At 53.9% G+C, this 21,669-nt stretch carries 17 protein-coding genes and 1 tRNA gene; 11 read left to right on the forward strand and 7 right to left on the reverse strand.

Annotated elements, in window-relative coordinates; all coding sequences use genetic code 11:
* Positions 1-5: 5 nt before the first annotated feature.
* The 6 genes from ACZZ0A_RS07070 to ACZZ0A_RS07095 are packed head-to-tail and all read left to right on the forward strand — an operon-like array spanning position 6 to position 3,032.
* Positions 6-314: a hypothetical protein gene (locus ACZZ0A_RS07070; RefSeq protein ID WP_463544079.1), complete on the forward strand. Its 309-nt coding sequence runs from the start codon at positions 6-8 to the stop codon at positions 312-314.
* Positions 314-994 carry a hypothetical protein gene (locus tag ACZZ0A_RS07075; RefSeq protein WP_463542734.1) on the forward strand — a complete coding sequence of 227 codons (681 nt, stop codon included), beginning with the start codon at positions 314-316 and terminating at the stop codon, positions 992-994. The genes ACZZ0A_RS07070 and ACZZ0A_RS07075 overlap by 1 nt, the downstream gene beginning before the upstream one ends.
* A 20-nt stretch (positions 995-1,014) precedes the next feature.
* Complete coding sequence (locus tag ACZZ0A_RS07080; protein WP_463542735.1) at positions 1,015-2,016, forward strand: phage tail protein; 1,002 nt, start codon at positions 1,015-1,017, stop codon at positions 2,014-2,016.
* A gap of 13 nt (positions 2,017-2,029) precedes the next feature.
* Complete coding sequence (locus ACZZ0A_RS07085) at positions 2,030-2,320, forward strand: hypothetical protein (RefSeq protein ID WP_034152671.1); 291 nt, start codon at positions 2,030-2,032, stop codon at positions 2,318-2,320.
* Positions 2,317-2,553: a hypothetical protein gene (locus ACZZ0A_RS07090; protein WP_463542736.1), complete on the forward strand. Its 237-nt coding sequence runs from the start codon at positions 2,317-2,319 to the stop codon at positions 2,551-2,553. Before ACZZ0A_RS07085 ends, ACZZ0A_RS07090 begins: the two co-directional genes overlap by 4 nt.
* 56 nt (positions 2,554-2,609) lie before the next feature.
* A complete protein-coding gene (locus tag ACZZ0A_RS07095) occupies positions 2,610-3,032 on the forward strand; it encodes a cell wall hydrolase (protein WP_463542737.1) in 423 nt (140 codons plus the stop codon).
* Between the two features lie 12 nt (positions 3,033-3,044).
* Here the strand turns inward: ACZZ0A_RS07095 and ACZZ0A_RS07100 are convergent, their stop codons facing one another.
* Positions 3,045-3,377, reverse strand: coding sequence for a hypothetical protein (locus ACZZ0A_RS07100; RefSeq protein WP_463542738.1), 333 nt, complete (start codon positions 3,375-3,377; stop codon positions 3,045-3,047).
* 78 nt (positions 3,378-3,455) lie between these two features.
* The gene (locus ACZZ0A_RS07105; RefSeq protein ID WP_217850448.1) at positions 3,456-3,665 is read right to left on the reverse strand and encodes a hypothetical protein; all 210 of its coding nucleotides are present in this window, start codon (positions 3,663-3,665) and stop codon (positions 3,456-3,458) included.
* Positions 3,666-3,836: 171 nt separating this feature from the next.
* On the opposite strand from ACZZ0A_RS07105, the gene ACZZ0A_RS07110 reads away from it, so the two are divergent.
* A tRNA-Pro gene (locus ACZZ0A_RS07110) sits at positions 3,837-3,905 on the forward strand.
* A gap of 207 nt (positions 3,906-4,112) precedes the next feature.
* On the opposite strand, the gene ACZZ0A_RS07115 is transcribed toward ACZZ0A_RS07110, so the two are convergent.
* Positions 4,113-4,916 (reverse strand): DUF4365 domain-containing protein, encoded by an 804-nt coding sequence (locus tag ACZZ0A_RS07115; protein ID WP_463542739.1) that lies wholly within the window; start codon positions 4,914-4,916, stop codon positions 4,113-4,115.
* Between the two features lie 232 nt (positions 4,917-5,148).
* Here ACZZ0A_RS07115 and ACZZ0A_RS07120 point away from each other — a divergent pair, with 232 nt between their 5' ends.
* The gene (locus tag ACZZ0A_RS07120) at positions 5,149-8,127 is read left to right on the forward strand and encodes a DEAD/DEAH box helicase (protein ID WP_463542740.1); all 2,979 of its coding nucleotides are present in this window, start codon (positions 5,149-5,151) and stop codon (positions 8,125-8,127) included.
* A 353-nt stretch (positions 8,128-8,480) separates the two neighbouring features.
* Positions 8,481-9,722, forward strand: coding sequence for a hypothetical protein (locus ACZZ0A_RS07125; RefSeq protein WP_463542741.1), 1,242 nt, complete (start codon positions 8,481-8,483; stop codon positions 9,720-9,722).
* 244 nt (positions 9,723-9,966) lie between these two features.
* Here ACZZ0A_RS07125 and ACZZ0A_RS07130 read toward each other — a convergent pair whose 3' ends face one another.
* The 4 genes from ACZZ0A_RS07130 to ACZZ0A_RS07145 all read right to left on the reverse strand — a co-directional run bounded on the left by ACZZ0A_RS07130 (position 9,967) and on the right by ACZZ0A_RS07145 (position 19,189).
* Positions 9,967-15,297 (reverse strand): ATP-binding protein, encoded by a 5,331-nt coding sequence (locus tag ACZZ0A_RS07130; protein ID WP_463542742.1) that lies wholly within the window; start codon positions 15,295-15,297, stop codon positions 9,967-9,969.
* Between the two features lie 219 nt (positions 15,298-15,516).
* Positions 15,517-17,517: a DUF3732 domain-containing protein gene (locus ACZZ0A_RS07135; RefSeq protein WP_463542743.1), complete on the reverse strand. Its 2,001-nt coding sequence runs from the start codon at positions 17,515-17,517 to the stop codon at positions 15,517-15,519.
* Positions 17,514-17,975 carry a three component ABC system middle component gene (locus ACZZ0A_RS07140; RefSeq protein WP_058546399.1) on the reverse strand — a complete coding sequence of 154 codons (462 nt, stop codon included), beginning with the start codon at positions 17,973-17,975 and terminating at the stop codon, positions 17,514-17,516. The genes ACZZ0A_RS07135 and ACZZ0A_RS07140 overlap by 4 nt, the downstream gene beginning before the upstream one ends.
* The gene (locus tag ACZZ0A_RS07145; RefSeq protein WP_124314854.1) at positions 17,972-19,189 is read right to left on the reverse strand and encodes a hypothetical protein; all 1,218 of its coding nucleotides are present in this window, start codon (positions 19,187-19,189) and stop codon (positions 17,972-17,974) included. Before ACZZ0A_RS07145 ends, ACZZ0A_RS07140 begins: the two co-directional genes overlap by 4 nt.
* 693 nt (positions 19,190-19,882) lie before the next feature.
* Here ACZZ0A_RS07145 and ACZZ0A_RS07150 point away from each other — a divergent pair.
* Entirely contained in the window at positions 19,883-20,785 is a 903-nt protein-coding gene (locus ACZZ0A_RS07150) for a UPF0158 family protein (RefSeq protein WP_463542744.1), read from the forward strand.
* 15 nt (positions 20,786-20,800) lie between these two features.
* Entirely contained in the window at positions 20,801-21,655 is an 855-nt protein-coding gene (locus ACZZ0A_RS07155) for a hypothetical protein (protein ID WP_463542745.1), read from the forward strand.
* Positions 21,656-21,669 lie beyond the last annotated feature (14 nt).

A 21,669-nucleotide genomic window follows, 5' to 3' on the forward strand; every position in this document is an offset into this window, starting at 1 on the left:
ATGGCGTGAGAATCTGGGGCGCCGACGGGGCGCTCCAGCTAGACGAAAACTCTTTCACGATTCGAGTTGTGCTGTCGACACTGGTAACTTTTCCGGTCGGGCCAAAAAGCAGTCAGGACTTCTCTGTCCCTGGTGTTGGGCCCGGCAACGGAACAGCCATCGTGATTCCGAACGGTACGTACAACGTCAACCAAATGCAGTTTGAGACTGAAATGCTCGACGGTGTAGCTCGGGTTTACAACCACACGCGCACCTATGCGGCCAGCAACGTTTCGTCTGGAACAATGCGCCTTATTGTAATGAGGTGGGGCTGATGGGTTATGGTCTCGAGTTCAGCAATAACAACAATGTGGTCACGCTCGATTCCGAGTTTTCTCGGTTGATGGTGATCTCTTCGGGGAGGTTTGCACCAACGGAGGAGGGAGGGCTCGGCTCAACGACGTATTTCGCACAGCCAGTGACTTCGCAGGAGCCTCCGCTGGTATTTGTGCGTCCTGATACTGTCAATGCGGTTGCGGGCTTGTGTCAGATGAGGCTGATCGGATCGGCTGGCAACTGGACCGGGTTCTATGTTCGGGCCTACAACGCGCTCACAGCTCAGCCCAACGGAAGATATTTTGTGTCTGCCTTCGCTGCGCAGGCCGTTGCTCAATACGGAATGCGCTTGTGGGACGGTGCTGGGAAACTGCTGTTCGATTCAGGAACACCAAATGCCACGTTCACCCGGGCTTTCCAAAACTGGAACTACGTCACCTATGACCTCGATGCGCAAGGGCTCACCCGCATCTATTACTCGGTTCCGTTCGACTTCCCACAAAACGAATTCATGCTCCTGAACACGTTCGGCATGCCGATGACTTCGGGCAGTGGGATTCCCCGAAACCTCTACTGCTGGTGGGACTTTCCCAACAACAAGCTCTACGCGATCACTGTTGCTGCATCAAATCCGTTCGCTTTTTTCCTTCCGGCAGTTTTCGCAAAACAAGCCGCTTAATCAATTTAAAGGATGCTTCCATGCCCTGGCACAGATTGGGTACGGTTTCTGTCACCCAAAATTCAAGCACCGTGACCGGCGTAAACACTGCCTTCGCGGCAAATACTCGGATTGGGGATGCCTTCATTGGCCCTGATGGGCGTCTGTATGAGCTTGCGAATGTCGCGAGCGATACGGTGATTTCAATCAGCCCGCCTTACCTTGGGCCAACCGCGTCGAATGCGACCTATGCAGTCGCTCCGGTGCAAGGCTACCAAAAAGCCTTGAGTGACGAGGTGCGAAGCTGGGTCAACGCTTATGGCCCGAAAATGGCCGCCCTCGGCACAACCGGAAACTACGACATTCTGCCGTTGAGCAAGGGCGGAACCGGGATCGCCGCGAACAACAATTCCGAGCTGTTGGCCGGTATCGGCGCAATGCCCTCTGCGGGCGGCTCGTACGCGCCCGCTTTCAACTCGCTGCGCGTTACCGCCGGCGCGGTGCCTTCAGCAGGCGGCGGCTTCCTTGGATGGAACGAGATTGGAAATGGCAGTGGCATGTCGGGCGCTGTGTCCTTCACCTGCAATCAGGGTGGCGGGACGGGTGGTTTCAGCTGGCGCTCAGTGAATGCCGGCAACACCGCCGGCGGCCCGTTCATGACTTACTCATATGCAGGCGTACTGAACGTTCCTGTCGGACTTCAGCTTGCCGGTCGTAATGTCGTCGAGAGCGGCTCCAATGCCAACGGCAACTGGGTTCGATTTGCAGATGGAACTCAGCTGTGCACGTTCACGACCGGTTCTATCGGTGCTGGCACGGTTGTAGGCAACAGTTGGACCAGCGTTCCTGCGACGTGGACGTTTCCGGCGGCTTTCGTTGCCGGGTCTGAGCCGGTTGTGACGGGAACGCCCAACACTGGTAACGGTGTAATCGGTCTCAACTCTCCTCCGACCCCCACAAATGTTTCTTGGGTGCGCGTGGCCTTTTACAGCGATGCGACGGCACGCGCTTCTCGCCTCCAGGCTGTTGGTCGATGGTTTTAATCGGGAGTAATAAATGATCATCAAACTTTCACCCATTCGCATGGATGGAGTTATGACGGTGTCCAAATTCGGGGATGCCCTCACCATTGATGGCGAAACGTTCGATTTCACGGCTTTGCCAGACGGGGCAACATTGCCTGCGGATGCGGTCGGCTGCCCGCGCGTCGCTCAGCCGGTTGAGCGCGTCGGCGGCCAACTGATCATCACCCTGTCGCTACCGATCACCACGGACGCCAGTGAAGCCGCATGTTTCCCCGCTGATATTGCCAACCCGCCTGACGGCGAAGTGAGTCTGCCTCGATGAATATCGATTTCAGCAAAGTCATCACCGCCGAGCAGCGCAAAGCGGATCAGCTCAAGGCCGAACTTGACGCGGTCTACGCGCTGCGCCGCGCCGCCTATCAAGCGGAGTCTGATCCGGTGCGTCTGGAGATCGCTTACGACGCATTGAGCCAAGGCCTTGAGCCTGACTTTACGCCTTGGGTGACATCGGTTGCGGCGATCAAAGCGCGATACCCGTTACCGACTTCAAACTGATCAATGACGAGCACCCGGCCGCCCATGAGGCGGTTTTTTTGTGCCTGGAGATAGTGATGACTGCAACCGAAAAAGATCGAGACATCCTGGCGCGCACGCTGTGGGGGGAGGCTCGCGGCGAAGGAACTGCCGGCCAGATCGCCGTGGCCTGGACGATTCGCAACCGCGTGTTTGATGGGAGGGAAAAATCGTGGTGGGGTGAGGGTTACGCCGGCGTGTGCCAAGCGAAGTACCAGTTCAGCTGTTGGAACAAGACTGACCCGAACTACCAGTTCCTGATTGGCGTGAAGCAGATTCCGTTCCGCGAGCTGGCGCAGTGCCGGATCGCGGCTGACCAAGTGATCGATGGGAAAGTGCCCGATCCTACCGGCGGTGCCACGCACTACTACGCCACCAGCATCAAGGCCCCGGCCTGGGCGGCGAAGGCCAAGCAGACACTAAAGCTCGGTCACCACGTCTTCTTCAAGGACGTGCCGTAGCCAGGATATGGCTCATTCCTCCTCGTCGCGGTCGCGAATCTCCCTGAGCAGGCGCTGGTTTTCATTGAACAGATGGTTCCTGTTGTGCTCGACGTCCGCAAATCTGCGCTTTTCGCTCAGTAAATCCCCCTCGGCGTACTGAAGCTTTGCCCTGAGAGAATTTCTCTCCTGGGTGAGCGCGTCATTGTCTCTGACCAGGCCTTCGATATTCACCAACGCTCGATCAAGCTTGAGAGTGAGCGCTTCGAATTCGTTCTCGTACATCCTGAGCTGGTGTCGGCAGGTTTCGAGCGGGGTCGGGTTGCCGAGCCAATCGTCTGTATCTTCTATATAGAGGGGTTCCACGGGCACGCCTTACTGAATACTGTTTGCATATACAGTAATCGAGGCCGTGCCAGCGGGCGAGATTGAGGCGACGAGCTGTCAGTCGGGCGTCATCAAAACAGCCAAGGTCATTCTGATGAATTCTTCATTCCGATCGAGCGCGGCCAGAGAGCTTCGGACATTTTCGGCGACATCGGCGGATCCCCGCTGCTCGACCCAAAGGGTGAGTTCCATAATGGCGGCTTCGAGCGCGAGTTGATTTTCGTTGATCTTGACGAGCAGGGAAGGGAGTAGATCTGAGTTCGGCATTTTGGTTTCCTCCGTGGAAGAAACCAGAGTAGCAGGGGAATTGTTAGATCGGCAGAGCGCCGGGGATGGTGCCAAAAAGGCTCAGTGACTTTCCGAGTGACTTTGTAAAACACGGTTGCGCACGGTTGGGCATCGTTGCAGCGAGCGCCCGGCGCGAAGCCTCTGGTTTGGCGGGCTGTAGAGCAGTCCGCTTGCATGGGGTGCTAGGGGTCGAGTGTTCGAATCACTCCGTCCCGACCATATAAATCAAGGGGTTGCGAGATTTTATCTCGCGACCCTTTTTTATTTCTGATCATTTTTACCCCTACAAAACTACTGGCTTTGGGTGGAATCCTCACCTCTTGCGGAGGATATGGGCGCAAGATTTCTGGGTGCCAATGTCCCCCCGCAGTAATTTCGGCGATGGAGGGCAGGGATGGACCTAGTTGACGGCTCGTCAGGCAGTCTTCAGTTTTTGCTGTGGGGGTAGCTGAAGGCGACTACTTGCCTCGCTCGCTCTGAAAGGCCTCCAGAGCGTTGCAATGCAATTGATTTGTCGATTTTTTTCTCAAGTTCCGGATAAAAATCCATTACGAGGAGCCGTAACCGATCTAGAAGTTTAGGATCATTTTTAAGCTGGCCTCGTAAGTGGACTGCGTAACCGTAGTTGGATGTTAAGGCATCGTCGGGCGCAAATGCCCGCATCCACTTCAGCATGATATCTGCGTCCCCTCCGAAATTTATCAGCAGGTCGATGTAGCGAATCAGCTGGGCCGAAGTGTTATAAAGTGTATATCTGTTGATGTCTAAGGTGGACGTTTGATGTTCGACGGCGATCTTCTTGATGTCCTTCCATCCCTCACTGAGCTGGAAGGATCCTTTCATACTTACAGAGATTGTTTTTGCGGTGGGTTTACTCGGGGTCAAATGATCCTGTTCGACAGGTAGCGCCCGAATGACCCTGGTAGTGACATTTACGTCGATCAGTAGCACGGGAATTAACGAAACAGACAAATAACGCGCGGTCGTAGACTTCAGGCGGATTTTATTTCTATCCGTCCCGGTTCCTTTGATCTGCAATCGTATAAGCGCGCCGGTAACTGAACCTCGTTTCTTGACGATCTCGATTTCCGCATCCAGGCCGTAGTCTTTTGGTAAGTCTCTATAAATCCAGCCTTTTTTTGCAACGGCCTTTTTTACTAAAGCGGTTGCTTGATCGTCAACTATATGGGACTTCGTTCTCATAGGAAGATTTTTTGTCATTAATTCCATCTAACTCACTCTCTTGCGCTTGTTGGAGGGGGGACATTCAATGCCGTTTTATTTTTGATCACTGAATAAACTGACGCATGTTTATTAGATCACTACAAATGATCTCTGCAGGCCGGTGGTTATCCGTCGTCGGTGCTGAATTCATATGCCCCCGCAACCAAACCACACCCTTACCACTTGCACAAAAACGGCACCGGAGTACGCTTCAATCGGATCCAAAGGAGGGATTGCGGTGCCGAATTTTTTTGTTGAGCAAGCGGGGACGCTGAATCTGTTTCAACAGCAGCGTACTCCCAATCATGGATTCAGACCTGGACAGTTGGGTGCGTTGCACGCTGTTTTGGCGCATTTTTCTGTGCAGGACGACCCAGCCATCGTCTGTTTGCCCACTGGCTATGGAAAGACCTCCTTGATGATGGCACTTCCCATGCTGCTGGGGCCGGCGCGTGTATTGATAGTGGAGCCTTCAAGCGCCTTGAGAAAACAGGTGCATTCACATATTTCGGTCATGTCCACGCTCCGCCGGATTGGTGCGCTGGCTGATGATTGTCCGCTTCCCGACGTGCACCTGCATATCGGCCGTCCTCAATCCCTTGAAGAATGGCAATTGCTTCAAACCTACGACGTCGTCGTTTCTACACCTTCAAGCTCATCACCCGACCTAGCCCCTGGTGTGCCGTCGGATCTCTTCGATCTTGTGATCTTCGATGAAGCCCATCATGCCCTGGCCGATTCCTGGATGGCCTACGTAGAACACTTCACAAAAGCTCGGTTCTTGTTTCTCACGGCAACGCCCTTTCGACGAGATGGGCGCGTGATTCCAGGGAAGCTCGTTTATCGATATCCCGTAATGCGGGCTGTCGATGAGGGGGCCTTTGAGCCAATTAACTTCTGTGCGGCACCGATCGAGGACGAACTCGATGATGAACACGTTGATCAAGCCATAGCTCGGGCGGCTGTTCAGCAGCTTAACGAGGACAGGGCAAACGGGTTCGATCATAGGCTGTTTGTGCGCGCAGGGACTATCAAGGCCGCACAGGATCTAGTGCCGCTCTATCAAGGCCAGGGCATAGCGGTCGAGGCCATTAGCAGCAAACTTACGAAACGTCAGCAGGAGGCGATTGAGGAAAGGCTAATCACCGGTGCGCTGGACGCGATCGTTTGCGTGGATATGTTCGGGGAGGGTTATGACTTTCCGAAACTCAAGGTGGCGGCGCTCCATGCTCCCCACCAGTCTCTGGTGCCCACAATTCAATTCATTGGACGCTTCGCCCGTGTGGACGAAACCACAGGCCCGCCAACGCTGATTGCACCAACTTTCCGTATCAAGGAGGCAACAGCGTCTCTTCTTAAGGAAGGCGTAAATCTTGCGCAGATGATTGATGAGGCTGCGATCGCTCAACTCGCGGGGTCTCTGGAGGAGCAGGAGTTTATGGAAAGGCTCCCCGTGAGGAAGATTGCCGAATCTGACTACGAATCTGTCTCGCCGCTGTCTTTTAATTTATATGCCCATGTACGTGTTTTCGAGTGTGACGAGCCACCGAATTTTGGGCTCCTTGACTCCACGATTGGGCGGCATTTGCGGATTGTGAAGCAGTGGGGAACGCAAGACGGGACAATCTCGTTGGTTTTGACGGCAGACGAGACGTCTCCTAATTGGGCCATCTCTGATGCTCTGATCGATGTGCGTCACGACGTGTTTCTCTTGATGTTTTTCGAGGCGGCAAAACTCTGCTACATAGGGTCGACTCGTCGAACAGAAAAGCTTTACCTCAGCATCATGGACACGATTTCTCCCGGTGGCTGCAGACCGCTTAGCTACCAACAGACCAGCAGGGCGCGCGCGGGCTTGGAGGAGGTCAAGTTTTACAACGTTGGGCTGAAGAACACGACGTTCAACTCGCAGGGAGAGACTTATCGAACCCTCACTGGCCCCCAGGCAGAGAGGGCGGTGACAGCTGGCGACAGTCGAGTCTTCTCTCAAGGACACTTCTTCGGCAGCGGTATGAATGGACAGGTCAAGGAAACGATTGGCGCAAGCAGCAGTTCCCGGATATGGAGCAATCAGCGCCTCTCGATCCTTGATTTCGTTGAGTGGGTGCAAACCCTGAACGGACGCCTCTCCGGTAATGCGCCTTTTAGCGCAACCCAGTTAGACATCGTGCGCTCTAGCAAGCCTTTGAGTCGGTTACCAGATGTGGTCATAGCGGCGAACTGGCCTAAAAGCGGATTCAAAAACAACCCGAAAGTCCGCTTTCGGGCTGCCACCCAGCAGCGCGTTCAATATTCGAGATTGGTTGAGTGGGACATCCAGAACTTTCAGTGCGACCTACAGGCGGGGCAATTAGCCTTTTCGCTGGTTAGCGCCTTCGGCGTGGTGCCAATGCGATTTCACTTGGCAAACGCACGGATGGTGACGTGTCTGGATCCTGACGTCTCCATCGAAATCGAATCTGCCCACGATTCCTGGGTTGCAATGGCGGACTGGCTCTGCGAGCACAGTCCAGTGTTCTATGCCGCCGACAAATCATCCTTTGAGGGGATGAATTTGATGGCTGCACCGTTGCTGCAAACCGAACGTTTGGCTCCTGGCGATGCAGAGATCATCGATTGGAGGGGCTGTGGCATACACATCGAATTTCTACCTCAGGATCAATCCCCCGAGACGTTGCGAAAGCGAGCCCTGCTCGCGGGAAACCTGACCGTGCAGGAGCACCTGGAGCGACACTTGGTCAACCTGCCGGATGTTCAAGGACTCTTCTACGACCACAGGGCGGGGGAGGCCGCGGATTATATCTGCGTCACCAAGAATGCTGAGGATGAGGTCAACGTCAGCTTCTACCACTGCAAAGGTGCGGGTGGGCCACCAAGTGGAGGCCGTGTGGGTGATGTCTACGAGGTGGCAGGACAGTTGGTCAAGTCGGTCTATTACTGCAACGTGCCGACGATTGTTCAGCACATGGAAGATAGGATGCTTCCAAGGCACACATCACCCTCCTACTTTGTTCGCGGCAACAGAGCCGACGTTACTCAGCTGTTGAAAACTACACCGGCCACCAAGCTCACGTTTTCCGTGATCGGCGTTCAGCCTGGCATTCGCCGCTCGGCTATCAATGCTCACCTGAGTGATCTTATGGCGTTCTGTATCAGTTACGCGAGGCAGGGAGGGGCAGCGAAGGCTTACTGGCTGGTCAACGAACCAGAGAATTGATTCCACAAAGCGGCTGAGGAGTACGCCTGGCCGCTTCGTGTGTTCGCCATCGTGGATGACCTAGATTTACCTAGCGTTTAGCTCCACGGGCGGACTTTCGGTTCTTCGCATTTCCAGATTGCAGTCTTTACGGACAGTCTTTAACCAACGGTTTGCCGTGCTCCCAGCATGTAGATCAATGCGGGATTTTGACTAGGCCGATCACAACGCTTTTCGCTCCACCAGCCGAAATACGAGAAGGATTCAGCGAAGTCAGCCGGCAACAATGACGCTATGTGCTTGGCGCATAAAGCGCATTGCGTGCTCCGAGAACGGTTGGCAAGATGCTGCATTCGCCTTCCCTTTGGATGCTCATGGACCGTTTTATTGAGAGCAACACGCTTGCCGAGCTCTACAGTATCCTCAGTGAGGATAGACGCTCGCTATCCTGCAGCCACTCGATGACACGCTTTGAGCGTCAGCTCATGGTCAATCGAGTCACGGCTTTTGTAGAGTTTGGCGACTATCTGATCTTGACTGAGCGCCGCCGCTACAGCGCGATCGAACGGCTATTCAAGGCATTGATTGATCCGTTTTCGATTCCCAGGCAGACCGTCTACTACAAGCCGGAATACCCTGAAGATGAAGTGAGTGGGTATGAGGGGCTAACGGCAGTGGATACGGTAGGGCTGCTGATCGATATGGAGCATCTCGGCCTGCAGGTAGACCCGAGCAGGTTGGTCGCCGCCCTGACCCCGGAAATCAACGAGAAGAAGCTGCTGACGAACAGTGAACTTTCGGTCCTGATGTACCGACACTACCGTGGAAAGCAGTGCTTTGTGCTCAAAGCTGATCCAAACGCTGGGGAAGGGGATATCTCTGTAACCCACCACAAGGACGCTTCGGGATATAAGTTCGCAATGACCTGGAGGGGAAAAGCTGCGATTCGGCTTGAAGTTCGTGGGCCTAACTACAGCGAACCTAAACCACAGGAGTTCGTCATTTGCGACTACTGCAAGCATCGCTACCTTACCAACAGCTCTGTAGACGAACGCATCCACCACGCAGAGCATGAGTGGACTCGCCAGCTCTACGAGCCCTTGCCGAACTCTCTGTTCGCGCAGCGGCTTGCTGTCGTCCCTAGGGGGAGCTCGTTGATCCGTCAAGCCCGCTTTGGATGCATGAGGAAGTCTTGCAGCGAGCCAGGGCGTTCAGGCGCGAGTTTGGCTACGACCGAGTTCAGTGGGATGGTTCTGCGACTAGTCCAGCCTCAGAGGGTTGGCACGGTTATCTTTTCGCTGGAGACGCTGAAGGTACGATCGCTGGCGCTTGTGGATTTTTACCTGAATCGTCGGGCCCGCACAAAGGTCAGTGGGCGCTGCACTGGATATGGTTCGCGCCGAAGTATCGGCGGAGGGGTTTGTTGTTGGCTCGCTGGGCCGATTTCCTTGAGCGCTACGGAGACTTTCATATTGAGCGACCAGTCTCGGATGCAATGCAGTCATTTCTCCGTAAACATGGCACTGCTGATCAGAGGGCCTGGCTACCATCGCCATAGCTCAAAGCTCTGGTCGTCCGTTCAAGGCTTTAAACTGTGCTCTGAAGGTCGGCACTGACACTTAGCAGAAGGTCGGTGCGCGTGGCCTGCCCCGGGATACTCAATGAGAAGCGATTGGTGGCTGGCCTTCTTGGCGAGATTGCCATCTATAAACGATTACTGGATCTGGGCATTCGAGCCGAGCTGGAAGCGGGCGCGGGCGATTGGCATGCTTACATCTTGGTTGGCAATTCAAAGTTTGGCTCACGGTTGGCGAGCCAACTCCAACAGAATAATTTGCGCATGCGCTCACCGGGCAATTGCTATTCACGCATGACAGTGAAACGGACACCCTGCTGATGACTTTCCCGGAATAGCCGACTTGCACCTAGGGAATATGGATTGGGCAGCTCATAAACTGCGACGTTAGGACCTCGTACGTTCGCGACATAGAGAATACGCCAGCGGTTGGTTCCATCATGGCGCATCGTTACTGCCGCAGTTACTTGAGAGCGCTCTAGGTCGATGTGTCCTGGATCCGCGACATGCGCCTTGACCTCGTAATGAATGAAGCCTTTCGCGTCCGATACTTTGAAGTCGAATCCTTGATCACTTTCTGGCGGAAGCCCTAGATACCTGCGGCCCATCGAAGATACCCAGTATTCGGGCCGCATATTTCGATGTTTATTGCGTAAATATTGATAGGCGGCGAGCTCCCCGGCGAAACCGATGAGGTCGCGTTGTTCTTGACTCAAATACTGTGGATCATCACCTCGATTGCTTGTGCCGCGCTTAGTCGGTCTAGGGGCAGTTCGAGGGCCAAAGACTTGTAATGCCGCAGGACCGGACCGCGTTTTGAATCCTCCACTCGCAAGAGTCTCTTGCATGGCTTGCGCAACTGCATCATACCAACCCTGAGTACCACCATCGATTTCTAATTCCCCAAACTGCAGACTACGACGTTCTTTCTGTCTGCGCGTTTCTCGTTCACGCTCCTCTAATGCTTCGAATGCCAGATCACGATCGGAAAGACCGAGCGCAACAGTGTCCAGGCTTTCCGGCATTTGATTTGGCCAGAGGCTCGCTCGGTGAAGTGCGGAGGGGACGGATCTCTCGTTGAGGGACTCGAAGTCAAGCGTACCGGATGACAGGGCAGCTCGAATCAGGCGTTCAGGTCCTTGCAACCAAAGTTCATCAAGTGGCGTCGAATTGCACTTCGCCCAAGCTCTGACCAAACGTTGCAAATGTTCCGCAATCCGCGTGAGTAGTTGGCGGTTGTGCTGGCGGACGCCGTCGATGGGACTGCCATTGGGAAAAGGGCCTGCACCAAGGCGGAGGGTTACCTGTCTATCGATTTCCTCATCTACCTGCTGTGTATCAATATCATCGAATCGTTCCACCCAATCATCTGGTAGGTGGAGCCATTTCAAAGCGACTGCTTCGCGATAGGCCTGAAGGGCTCCGTCTGCTTCAATGGATTGGGTGTACGCATCCCGTACGGCTCGCTCAACTTCAGCACGCCGATGCTCAACGCGGGAGGAGAAACGCTCCGTTAACCTTTTCTTGAACTCCAGCGGAGATCGACCAAGCGCAACTAGGCTCGCGTTCAGTATGTTGAACTCAAGCCCTAGCTCATGCCGTAGGCCGCTAAGTGTGTCGGCGTCTCGGCAGGCGCTGACGATTCTTTCGGCTTGGTCGGAGGGTATACCGTAACCAGAAATAACGGCCATCACGTCGGAATCATCTCTGAATTCGTCGGTCCGCTCGATCAGTATTGCAGCCAGGTCGGTATACCCCATGGCGTGGATGGACGGGATCAAATACTCCAATAAGCGCGGCGTGGTCGCACGAAGAGATCGCCTCAGCTCGGTAATCCGAGAGACGGGTCGCCCAAGTGCTCGTGCGAGTTGCAAGTCCGAAGGCGCTTTCAGCTCATGACCGTCCCGCGACATCTCGTTGCCAAAAGCAGAAAATGTCAGGCGAAAGGCGTCCGTTAATCCCGGTCTGCCTATCGCCGCGGGCACAGCCGACGCGATCATGGCCAGGGTGGACCAATTCAAAAACTGCCCCTCACACAGAACCGTTGGATATTCTTCGTTGGCAACTGGAAGTATGCCGTCAAGCTCCTCTGGCAGGGAGCTTGAACTTCCATCTATCGAAACAGTAATTTCTCGAACAAAACGCAGCCGTACTCGACGGATAGCCCCTCCCAGCGCCTGCCGGGCTCGAAGGGTGTTTTGGTTGCTTAGATTTGAGCTTACTTCGAGAACCAGAACAGCGAGGTCAGCGATCCATTCACAATCTTTGCTTACGAGCAACTCATCTGCTGCGCTCGGAGAGAAAGGAACACCATCTGTAGCAACGGATATCGAGTCTTCACGAATTGGCTGGGCTTTGCATCCCAGAGACGTTGCCAACGCTTTAATACAGCTCACAGTCGCAGCAGTGCCCACATCAACGGTGATTCGACCGAAAGAAGCCAAAATTTGTTGAAATGTGGGCCGCGTTCCATCATCAACATAGATCGTCTCAACGAGAGGGGTGGCTTTGTTGAGTGTCACAGCCGTTAAGCCATCAATAGTGTCCTTAGGGATTACGAGTATTGAAGGCAGCGCAGGACTCCAGTCGAGTTGAGCGTACTGTGTCCATGCCTCACGGTAGGCTTTCCGAAAGTCATCAAGAAAGGCCTCTGATATACCGCGTTCCAGCAGCTCACCAAGTGCGGCGATACGTTGGGGCGCGCTTTTTGGGTCCGACCAAGCGGGTACATTCAACTTTCCGGACAACATTTCTTGCAGGTGACGGTTGCTCTCTATCAGTTCTCGTACCATGCGCTCTGGTCGCGGTACGAAACGCGGAATGTCACTCCTGCTGCCTAACCAACACTGACGTAAAGTTAGCCCTTCAAACTCTTCTGCAGTCGATGCGGGAATCCAAGCAGTCGACTTCAAAAATGCCGTGATTGCACTAGGCCAGGTGATGTAGTCGGAACGGGCACCGCGGCGGGAGAGCGCTGTCACCATAGCTTCGGCTGGAATCTTTGTGAGCGCTTGGATAATCAGTCGCCCGTATGCTAAGCGGGCAGCTCCGTTCATTGTGTCGTAACTCGCCTGGCCGTATAGGTGGGGGATACCATTCGTAACGTAGTCACCGCTTTGGTAGCCGAGGTCTCGTGACAGAGCAACAGCTTTGCGCCAGCAAATCCCCATCTCCAGTTCGAAATTCTGTGTTGGTAAAAAACCATATCTCAAGCTTCGCCAGGCTGAGGAGTCCATTCGTACAGCGGCGCCTTTGCTCCAGGAAAGTCCGTCCTGCACACCAGCGATTTTCAAAAAGTCCCGCCAGTCTTGAGCACTTTCCCCCGGACCGGTTTTCCATTTATTCCAATCAGGAAGCATCGTCTTCGCGATCCCAGCAATCTGCTTGTCGTGGCTTGCCTCTTTACACAGGTCAGTGAGCAAATTACCGAGCGTGTCGCGCCATCCCACTGAGAAATAGGCAAGGCTCGCTTTGCCAATTCCGCCGCTGGCTAAGGGTACCCAGAGTCCAGCAGTCTGAAGGGCTTGGTCGAAATCCGGGGTGCGATTTTGCTTCCATGTTCTAAATGCCCAGTTGAGCACCGACAAGGCGTCGCGTGCACGAGGGCGAGCTCCCAGGAGTGTTGCCAATCTTGAAATCAAGTTGATAAGGCGAAACTCGGAAGCAAGCCCCGCGTTGACGAAGGCCGAGACCACATCGGCGGACCAGGCAAGCGTCGGGTCGGCGAACTCGAGGCCCTTGGTTATGCAGCTCGGAGGAAAAACACCGGCGTCATCCAGGCGCTTTTTCTTCTTGGTAACACGCCCAGGGGCGGCATTGATGAAAAACTGAACCGATTCGCCTGCTACGGATTTAGCGCCTTCGGCTCGCACAAGTTTGCGAGCTTCGTTTCTAAAAATGGGTTTGCCCCGAAGCTGCTCAAGAATGTCCTTGCGCTCGCTCAGGTCGGTATAGAAATCCTCCCAACTCGCAGCTGTAGCATTGCGTTGGCGTTCAAGGTCGGCAGCGAGTAACGGTACCCACTTTGCGAGGCGATCGTTCTCCGGCTCAAGCGGAAGTCCCACATCATTAGCAAGGCTGCGCAAGGCGGCAACCCGCCTGGCTCCCAGCTTGCGGCGCAGTAAAAAAGCGCCTGTAACCTTCGCAATCCAAATCGCACGCAGTGATTTGTATTGGTCGTCTTGCCAGTCAAAAACATGGTCAAGGGTTGCCCATCTTGCATCGCTGCCAGGTGCGCTCATCGTTGGAAGTGGGAGCGTTTTATACGCCAGCCCTTTAGCTCGAAATGCAGTCAAGACGTGGTCTGCGGGTCCCCATGTGATGGCGTCTACAGCGGCGTGTATGTATGAGACAAGATTGATATTGGCAGCAGCTACACCATATATCAGGTCAAGGCACATCTCCGCTGCAACCTTGACCAGTTCTTGATTGAGGGCGTTATCCAGACTTAAGCCCTTACGGTCGGGGTCTGGAAAAAATGGAGCATCCAAATGACCGTTAAAAGGACAGGGGGTTTCCATTGGCAAAAAAGCATAGTAGCGACCTTCCGGAACCTCGAACCCTAGGGGGATCGCGATGCTGACCGTGGGCGCGCCTGCCCAATTTCGCCACCTCTCTACTTTATGACGTTGTTCGACAGCAGCGTCCACTGCTCTTAAAAACCGCGGCGGATCAACGACGCGGCTGATGAACAAGTACGAGCGATCGTCGATAACGATTTCTTCTATCTCAAGATTGTCAATTTTCAGAGGGCGATTCAGAGGGTACCGACGACGCGTTAACACACGACGCGAAGTAGTGCCGTCCGCGTCAATTTTTTCAAATACGAGCTTGGTGAGCTTAGGTAGAAAGAGATTAAGCGGGGCACGCTCATCAAAAAGTGACTGCCATTCCTTTTCCATGCGAGAGGCGGCCATACGGTCGGTCAACGGCAGTCTTATCACTGTCGCAAACCCATGCGATGCATAGTCCTGTATGTCATCGGGGAAGCTATTTATCACGAGCGGCAGTTGCAAGCTGTGAGTCTTGCCGACCGCCCTTTCCGCAAGGTCGGGTTCAGCTAGATGCAGAAGTCGCTCGCGTTGGGCCTGCTCATCAGCAAATCGAAAGCAGAACCCGTCGAATTGCGCTGCCTTATTTTCAGCTTGAGATGAGTAGATCTGAGGATCATGGCTGATCAACGTAACACTGCGAAATCCAAGTCCTTTGTGGCCAATGGAGTTTCCGGGCTGCTTTCTACTTCTTGCCGGATTCACGATTGAGTCGACATCGGCCCGGGAGAATCCATTGCCAGTGTTACAGACGTCCAGCATCGCGTGCGGGGCAGAGGCAAGATCCAGCTTCACCAGGATATGGGCATCGACATCTTCACCAGCGCCGTCGTACGCATTCTGTATAAGCTCGCGCAGAATGCGGCCATCGTAAAGCGTTGCTGCGGTGTCAGTGAGTTGACGCATGGAGTCATCTCGCTCGGACCCCAGCTCGATGCCGTGGAGCGTGAGCTTGAGCTCTCGATCAAGTATCTGCTCTAGGTAACCGGAGGGTGACATCTCAATCGTGCGCGTGTCGCTTTCTGAGAAAGCCCTCGGCGCTGGTGCAGTTACGTCGATGCTCATGGTCTAGCTTCCCTGGCTTCCCTGGCTTTGTGATGTCCGTACATTGAGAAGTGTATAGCGTATCTACACCACACCACACCACACCACACCACACCACGCCAGAACAGACGTGGTTGTTAAGGACTTCGTCCCCAAAGGTCTCAGGCGTAATGATTGATGCACCAACCACTATGGCCTGATCAAGAAACGGGGGAGTACTCCCCTTCAGGATGAAGACTCCTAGTCGGCGATGAAGCCCCGCGTTCTCCATGTAGCCCGGACATAGTCCGGAAACTTGTAACCTTCGCCTAGGGTCAGTCTATCTGCATGATCCGAGACGATGATTTGCGGAGTTACGCCTGTCTTCTTGCCAGTTTCATCACAGAACTTGGCCAACTGAGTGAACATGTTGGTCACAGCACTCATGTCTGCGTCGACTGCGTCTTCACGCTTGGCCTGTTTTGAAAGCTCTTGAGCATCGAAATCCTCTGCGTCATCCAGTGAGGCAGGGAAGTACACCTGGGTGGGCTGATCAAGGAACAGGATTGGTGGGATCTTGCACCCTTTGTTCGACAGCGCCGCGAACTGGTAGTGCAGGGACATGAACAAGGCGAGGTGAGAGTACAACCAGTTCGCACCGCTGCCCATCGAGCGTAGGTAAACCCGAGTGTTCTGATTCAGCTGATACCAAAGATCGAACGTTTCAACGTCAAAGCGCAGCTTCGAAGGTTTGTACGTTTCCTCGAAATCGAAGTGGTTGCCAAGCTCACACATCTTGGCGTCGATCTCATTGCTTAACGTTTTTAACCTGTCCTTGATGTCGTATTTCTCAAGTAGACCGGCCAGGCGATCAACCTCAGTGCGCAGATTTTTTTCTTCAGTCGCCAGCTCCGACTCAGGTTTGTCCAACTGATCTTGAATGGCGATTTCAAGCCGAAGCTTGGCCTTGGTTGCCTGCTCATCGATCGATTTGGATGTCTTGAGCTTGGCAATTTCTTCATCAAGTGGCTGGATGTCGGTCTGGATACGACGCAGCTCTGCGTTAGCCTTATCGAGCGCGTCCTGAATGTTTCGGCGCTCTACAGCGAAACTCTCCCGGGCATAGGCGGACAGCTTGAGCTCGTCATTCAACCACTCGATAGCACCTACGAGCTTGTTGGCTTCCATAGCGGGGGTGCTGGTGTGGGCCTCGCAAAGCGGGCAATGAGCTTCGGACAGCTCAATGGAATCGGGCAGTGTCTCAGCGGTCATGCTCAAGCTGAATTGTGTTGCAGAAGTCAGAGACTCCGTGACCAGTCTCATCTGTCCCTGCAGCTTGCGCTTTTCGATGAGCGCAGCAATTCGTTGAGAGTGAAGTTCAGCCCGACGCATTTCAACCTGATCTGAGAGCACGTCGATTTTGACAGAACGCCCGGAAATCATCTTCAGCATCGTCGCGGGTTTGCTGTAGATGTCCTCAGCCGTTGCATCGACTAGAGGAAGACCTGCCAAGGACTTGAACTCGGTTAGGTAACGGTTGTAACGAGCGATCGCAGCATCTTTGCGCTGAGCTTGCTTGGGAATTTGCGCCTGAATTTTTTTGAGCTCGTGCTTGGCAACCTCATGATCCCGGTACAGATCGAAATAAGCTTCGTCCACAAGTCCCATCAGAATCTTGAAGTGATTGATCGCCTGGTCACGTTTTTCCTTCTCATCGAAGCGGTAGAAAATCGCGTGCTTGTTGGCCACTAGGTTTTGATGCTGGAGCATGAAGGAGGAGAAACTGCGTACCGATGGAGTGGCAGATTTGTTGCGACCGGCCGCTTTCAGGTACGGGTCTTCGTCGATGTTTTCCAGCGTGATCGCAAAATAGCGCCCGAGGCTTTTCTTGAAGTCTGCCAGTGGCATGTAGTGCTTGGGATCGAAGAAGGCCTTGGGTTGCTCGATTAGTTGAAGCAATCGATCTGGGTCGGAGCCTTGCACCTCAAGCAAAAAGCAGCGGTCGGATTTTTTCTTGCGTGCGGCCACAATGAAGTAGCTGGGAAATTGCAATGCGATGAAAAAGGTCTCGGCGCGCTCAGTGATCGTGCCCACCGGAATTGTGTCTTCGGTGCTGCCGAGGCAATAGTCGAATATTTCCAGGATCGCACTTTTGCCAGTGGATGACTTGCCAGTTATGACGTTGAGCCCAGGCTCCAGTCGCACCTTGTGAATTTTGTCTTGAGTGTCGACTACGCCGATGTACCGCAGAAAGCATTTCATAGAGACTTGAATCCTAACGTCCTGTAGATGGAAACGACGTCTGCCTCTGCGCAGACCATGGAAAGCCGGCGGGCGGCTTCAAGTTGTTTGGGGTTGGTATTGGACGCCCTGACGTCCCCGATCGACTTAACAGTTAGGTCGTCGGTGATTTCGATACTTTGCTCTGCTTGAAGGACAAGCAGAGCGGCGTTTGTGAGGGATTTGAACTGCTGGGTGTTGTGGGTGAGCCCCACCAGCCGCGACTGCTCTTTGCAGAGTGTGCGCAGGTTGCTGGTCTTCCTCACGGTCAGCAGGTACGTCTGCATGGCCGGGTACAGCACCATGGGCAGCACCAGATAGCTCAATAGCAGGTCACGTTCCCTAGGTTCGGAATGGGCGAAGAAGTTGTGGATCACCGGTGCCAGTGCGATGGGGGAGCGCTGAAGCGTGAAGAGGTGTTCAATGGGTTTTGCACTCATTTCCATAGCCTCCAGTGAAACTCCTTCGCTGAGCTTGCGGGCACTGCATCTGCGAGCATGTGGTAGATGCCATTGCGGAATTCAACGGGCGTGTCTTCGTAGCTTCGGAAGCCCACGACATCCAATTCACAGCGCGCGTAATAGAACTTGAGGGATTCCTGCTTCAGTTTCGAATCCGACCAGGTTTCGTCGCAACCGATCATCAGTTTTGCCCTGCTGGCACTATGGGTGCGCATATGGCTTTTGCTGTAGCTTTCCACGTCGCTCTGTGACGTGGTGCAGTCCTTGATGAGCTCGGCAATGTAGTCGTGGGCATGAAGCAGATCGGCAGTTGCCTCAAGAATAAGCTCCTCCTCGCCCCCGATCTCATCTAGCTTTTGGGCGTAAATGCGGTCACGCACATTCATCTCAGCAGCTTCCCGCTCGATCTCCTCAGTGTTGACACGGGGAAACTTCACCGAGCCAATCAGGTAGCGGGCGGTGAGCTCTGTGAACTTGCTGTCGAATTCCGCGGTGGTGAACCGCCATCCTTCTGTGACCTTAACGGCGCTGGTCATGAAGCCAAAGAGGTCATTCAAGAAGTCGTCCATGCGATGCTCATGGATGCTTTTAAGATGGGCCCTCTTGTACCTGGCGATCAAGCCAAGCAGGTCAGGTTGCTCGGTGATGATCTTGACCTTGGGCAGAGCCTCCATCAGCGACTCACGCATGGCTTTTGCCATCACCTTGCGCTGCAGGGTCAGCGCCTTAGAAGGCCCTGGAGTTTTTCCTCCTGTTCCACCTTCCTCGCTTTGGTCAGCAGTTGCCTCTTTCTCCTGCTTGGCCTTTTCGAAGCGAGCCTCCGCATCCTGGAGGATACTTTGCAGCGCAGCCAGACGCTGATCAGTATTCCACTGATACCAATCTTTGATAGCTGCTCGCTCACCATAGGCCTGAGTCGTCAGCAGGATCAGGTTGGCGTATTGCTGATGATTGAAATCAGGCTTTAGCCAGTTATTGAGGGTGTTCCAGAGGTTTTCATGACTGTCGGTCAGGCTGTCGCTGTACTCCTTAACCTCAACCTGATCACGGCCTTCGACGGTGACATCGCCAAACACCTCGATCCAAAGGACATCGTCCTTATCAAGGGTATGGCAGTAGTCGATCGCTACGTGGATTTGGTACTTCAGGGCTTCGTAGAGCTTTGATGCGTCAAAATCGAGCTTCGCGTTCACAGCAACTCCAATCTTGGAAAACAAGATTGGCCAGTGAGTAGCAAACTTCGCCATCCTGGCCAGGAAAATCCACGATACTGTATTGATATACAGGTTTGATGTGTTCAGAGCGCAATCTTATCAACCCAAACTGGCTAAACGCCATCTGATTGAGTCATACCGTTATTTTTTTAATCGAAAAGGTTAGAATGTTGCTGCTGATGCTGAATTGACCCAACTACCGAAATTACACTGACCCAAGCTTCTGCTTCGTAAAGCATTATTGGCGCTGACTGTCAGCTGATTGCTGCTGGGTCAGCGTTGCGCCGGCAGTAGGGTCAATTCCGCATCAGTGACAATACTGCTGGGGGGCGACCTTGAGATTTTTCCGCCGGGACGCAGACATGGTTTGCAACGTACAGTATCACTGTACCAAAATAGATTTGACGCGTTGAGCACGCATTGCGTACCATTGATTCACGGCTCCAAGGCTGGCACGTGCATGCTTTGGAGGGCTACCGCGAGATCATTGGGTAACAAAACCTATCCACTCGTTCTCAAGGGCTGTAGCATTGCCAGTGTGCTGGATCGTGTTCTCCACGGTTTCGCTTTCCAGATGACGATGCGAACAGTTATGAAACCGGGCAAAAAAACGAATTGACGATACTCACCATATACTTTGTGGTGAGTATCGATTCTTTGCCTGGAGAATTTATGGAATTGCAATACCTTCATACTGCCATCCTGGAGCTTCTCTCGGATCGGCCCTCAGAGGTCGGCGCTCGACTCAAGCAACGACTGAATCGTACCCTCCTGAATGCAGGTCTTCCAGCTTTCGACGAAAAGCAGTTCGGTTTCAGGAAATTTTCAGAATTTCTAGTTGCCGAGTTCGGCGATTACCTGATGGTTGAAAAACCGCCCGAAGGCGGTGATATCCAGATCACGCTGAAGCATCAGCCGGCAGCCTCCCCAAGCTTCCCGCCAAGTCAGCACGACACCTCTCATGCGGTCGCAGATAAGCCACTCCCCGTCCGGCTGATTCGTGGCGACGTGTGGCAAGCTTTTACACACCTCAACGAACACCGAAAACGCTATCTGGACAGAGTCAGTGGCAAGGTGTTGCATTTCTTGGATACTGACTCCGCTAACGTTGCCTTGGTTGCTGAGGCTCCAGAACGCTTCGTGGAAATTCCTAGAATCGATGCTCAGACCCAGTTGTCATGGATGCAGCAATTCCTTGCAATTAGTAGCTTTCCTGAAGCAGAGGCCACCTCGCTTTCTCAGTTGCTTGAGCAGCCTTACTCTAGCCAGTTGAGTGTGCTTTTCGGGCGTGCTCTGGGTGAGCGTCAGTCCGAGTGGAAGCGCTACCGTGCGGAACGAGTCACAGAGGTCGTACAGAGTTGGGCGGGCGAGCATCGTGTCGCGCTGAGCCCTTTGTTTACCTTCCAATTCGATCGACCTGCAGAACCGGCTGAAACGGCGGCATCGGCACCGTCAGGGCAGCTCAGTCCCCGTGAACAGGCGCAGAAGCTGCTGGGCATGATGACTGAACAGGAAATTGTATCTATCGCAATTCCTGCACTGCTAGGTTGCGTACTCGCCAACTCCCGCCTGTAAGAAGGGGTTGCCGGGATGACCAATGTCTTTATTGTTGGCCTGCCCCAAAGTGAGCAAAGTCGCGTGGAGAGCAAGGTGCTCAAGCGGCAGATGAGAGCTCACATCATTCCCTGTGGCTGGGGGAATCAGGGGGAATACGTCCTTTTACCGCACCCCAGTTTCGCAATCCATGCACTGTGGGAGTACTGCAAAACGGTTGGTGAGGGATTCGACGACGCGCGAATTTTTGTTCTTCCGTACGCTCTGCTCCCCGAAGATGTTGCTGATAACATCGTAGAAATGTCGGAGATGGGGGCGAAAGTTGTCTGTTTCGATCAGGAAAAAGACGGCTGGCCGTTCCTGAAGCAAAATGAGCAGTTTGATCAACCGAAGGCATCCACCATCACTAGACTGCTGTTGGAGGCAATCGGGGGCGAAGAAAAGCCGGAAACCCCTTCTGCTTACATTGCTGATGCCGTAGCAAGTTGTCCGGGGTTGGTCGTGGTGGCCAATGCCATCGATACCTGCGATGAGGTCAGCAAGCAGCGGTATCGATTCGTCAGGGACGGTATCGATGCGCTGGTGGAAATCATCGGACTGCAGGGGCAAACCGAAGGGACGATGGAGGAATTCTTCCTCGCGAGGAAGCTGAACCTGGCGCAGTCTGGCGGTGACAACATCAAGCTAGAGGTTTTTCAGGGGGGGAAGTCAGTACACAAGGGGACGTCCTGTATCCACCTGAAGAAAGGTGATGCAACCAAGCCACAGAACTGCCCTCGGATCTACTATCAGGCGGTGGGGCTGCCGTCAGGCTATTACGTTTTCCTGCTGTATGTGGGGCCTCATCGGGAAGGCGATTTTGAGAGGGCTCACTATCTCGATCCGACGTGATGGCCAGAGGAAGG

This window comes from Pseudomonas sp. AC242, assembly GCF_979258655.1.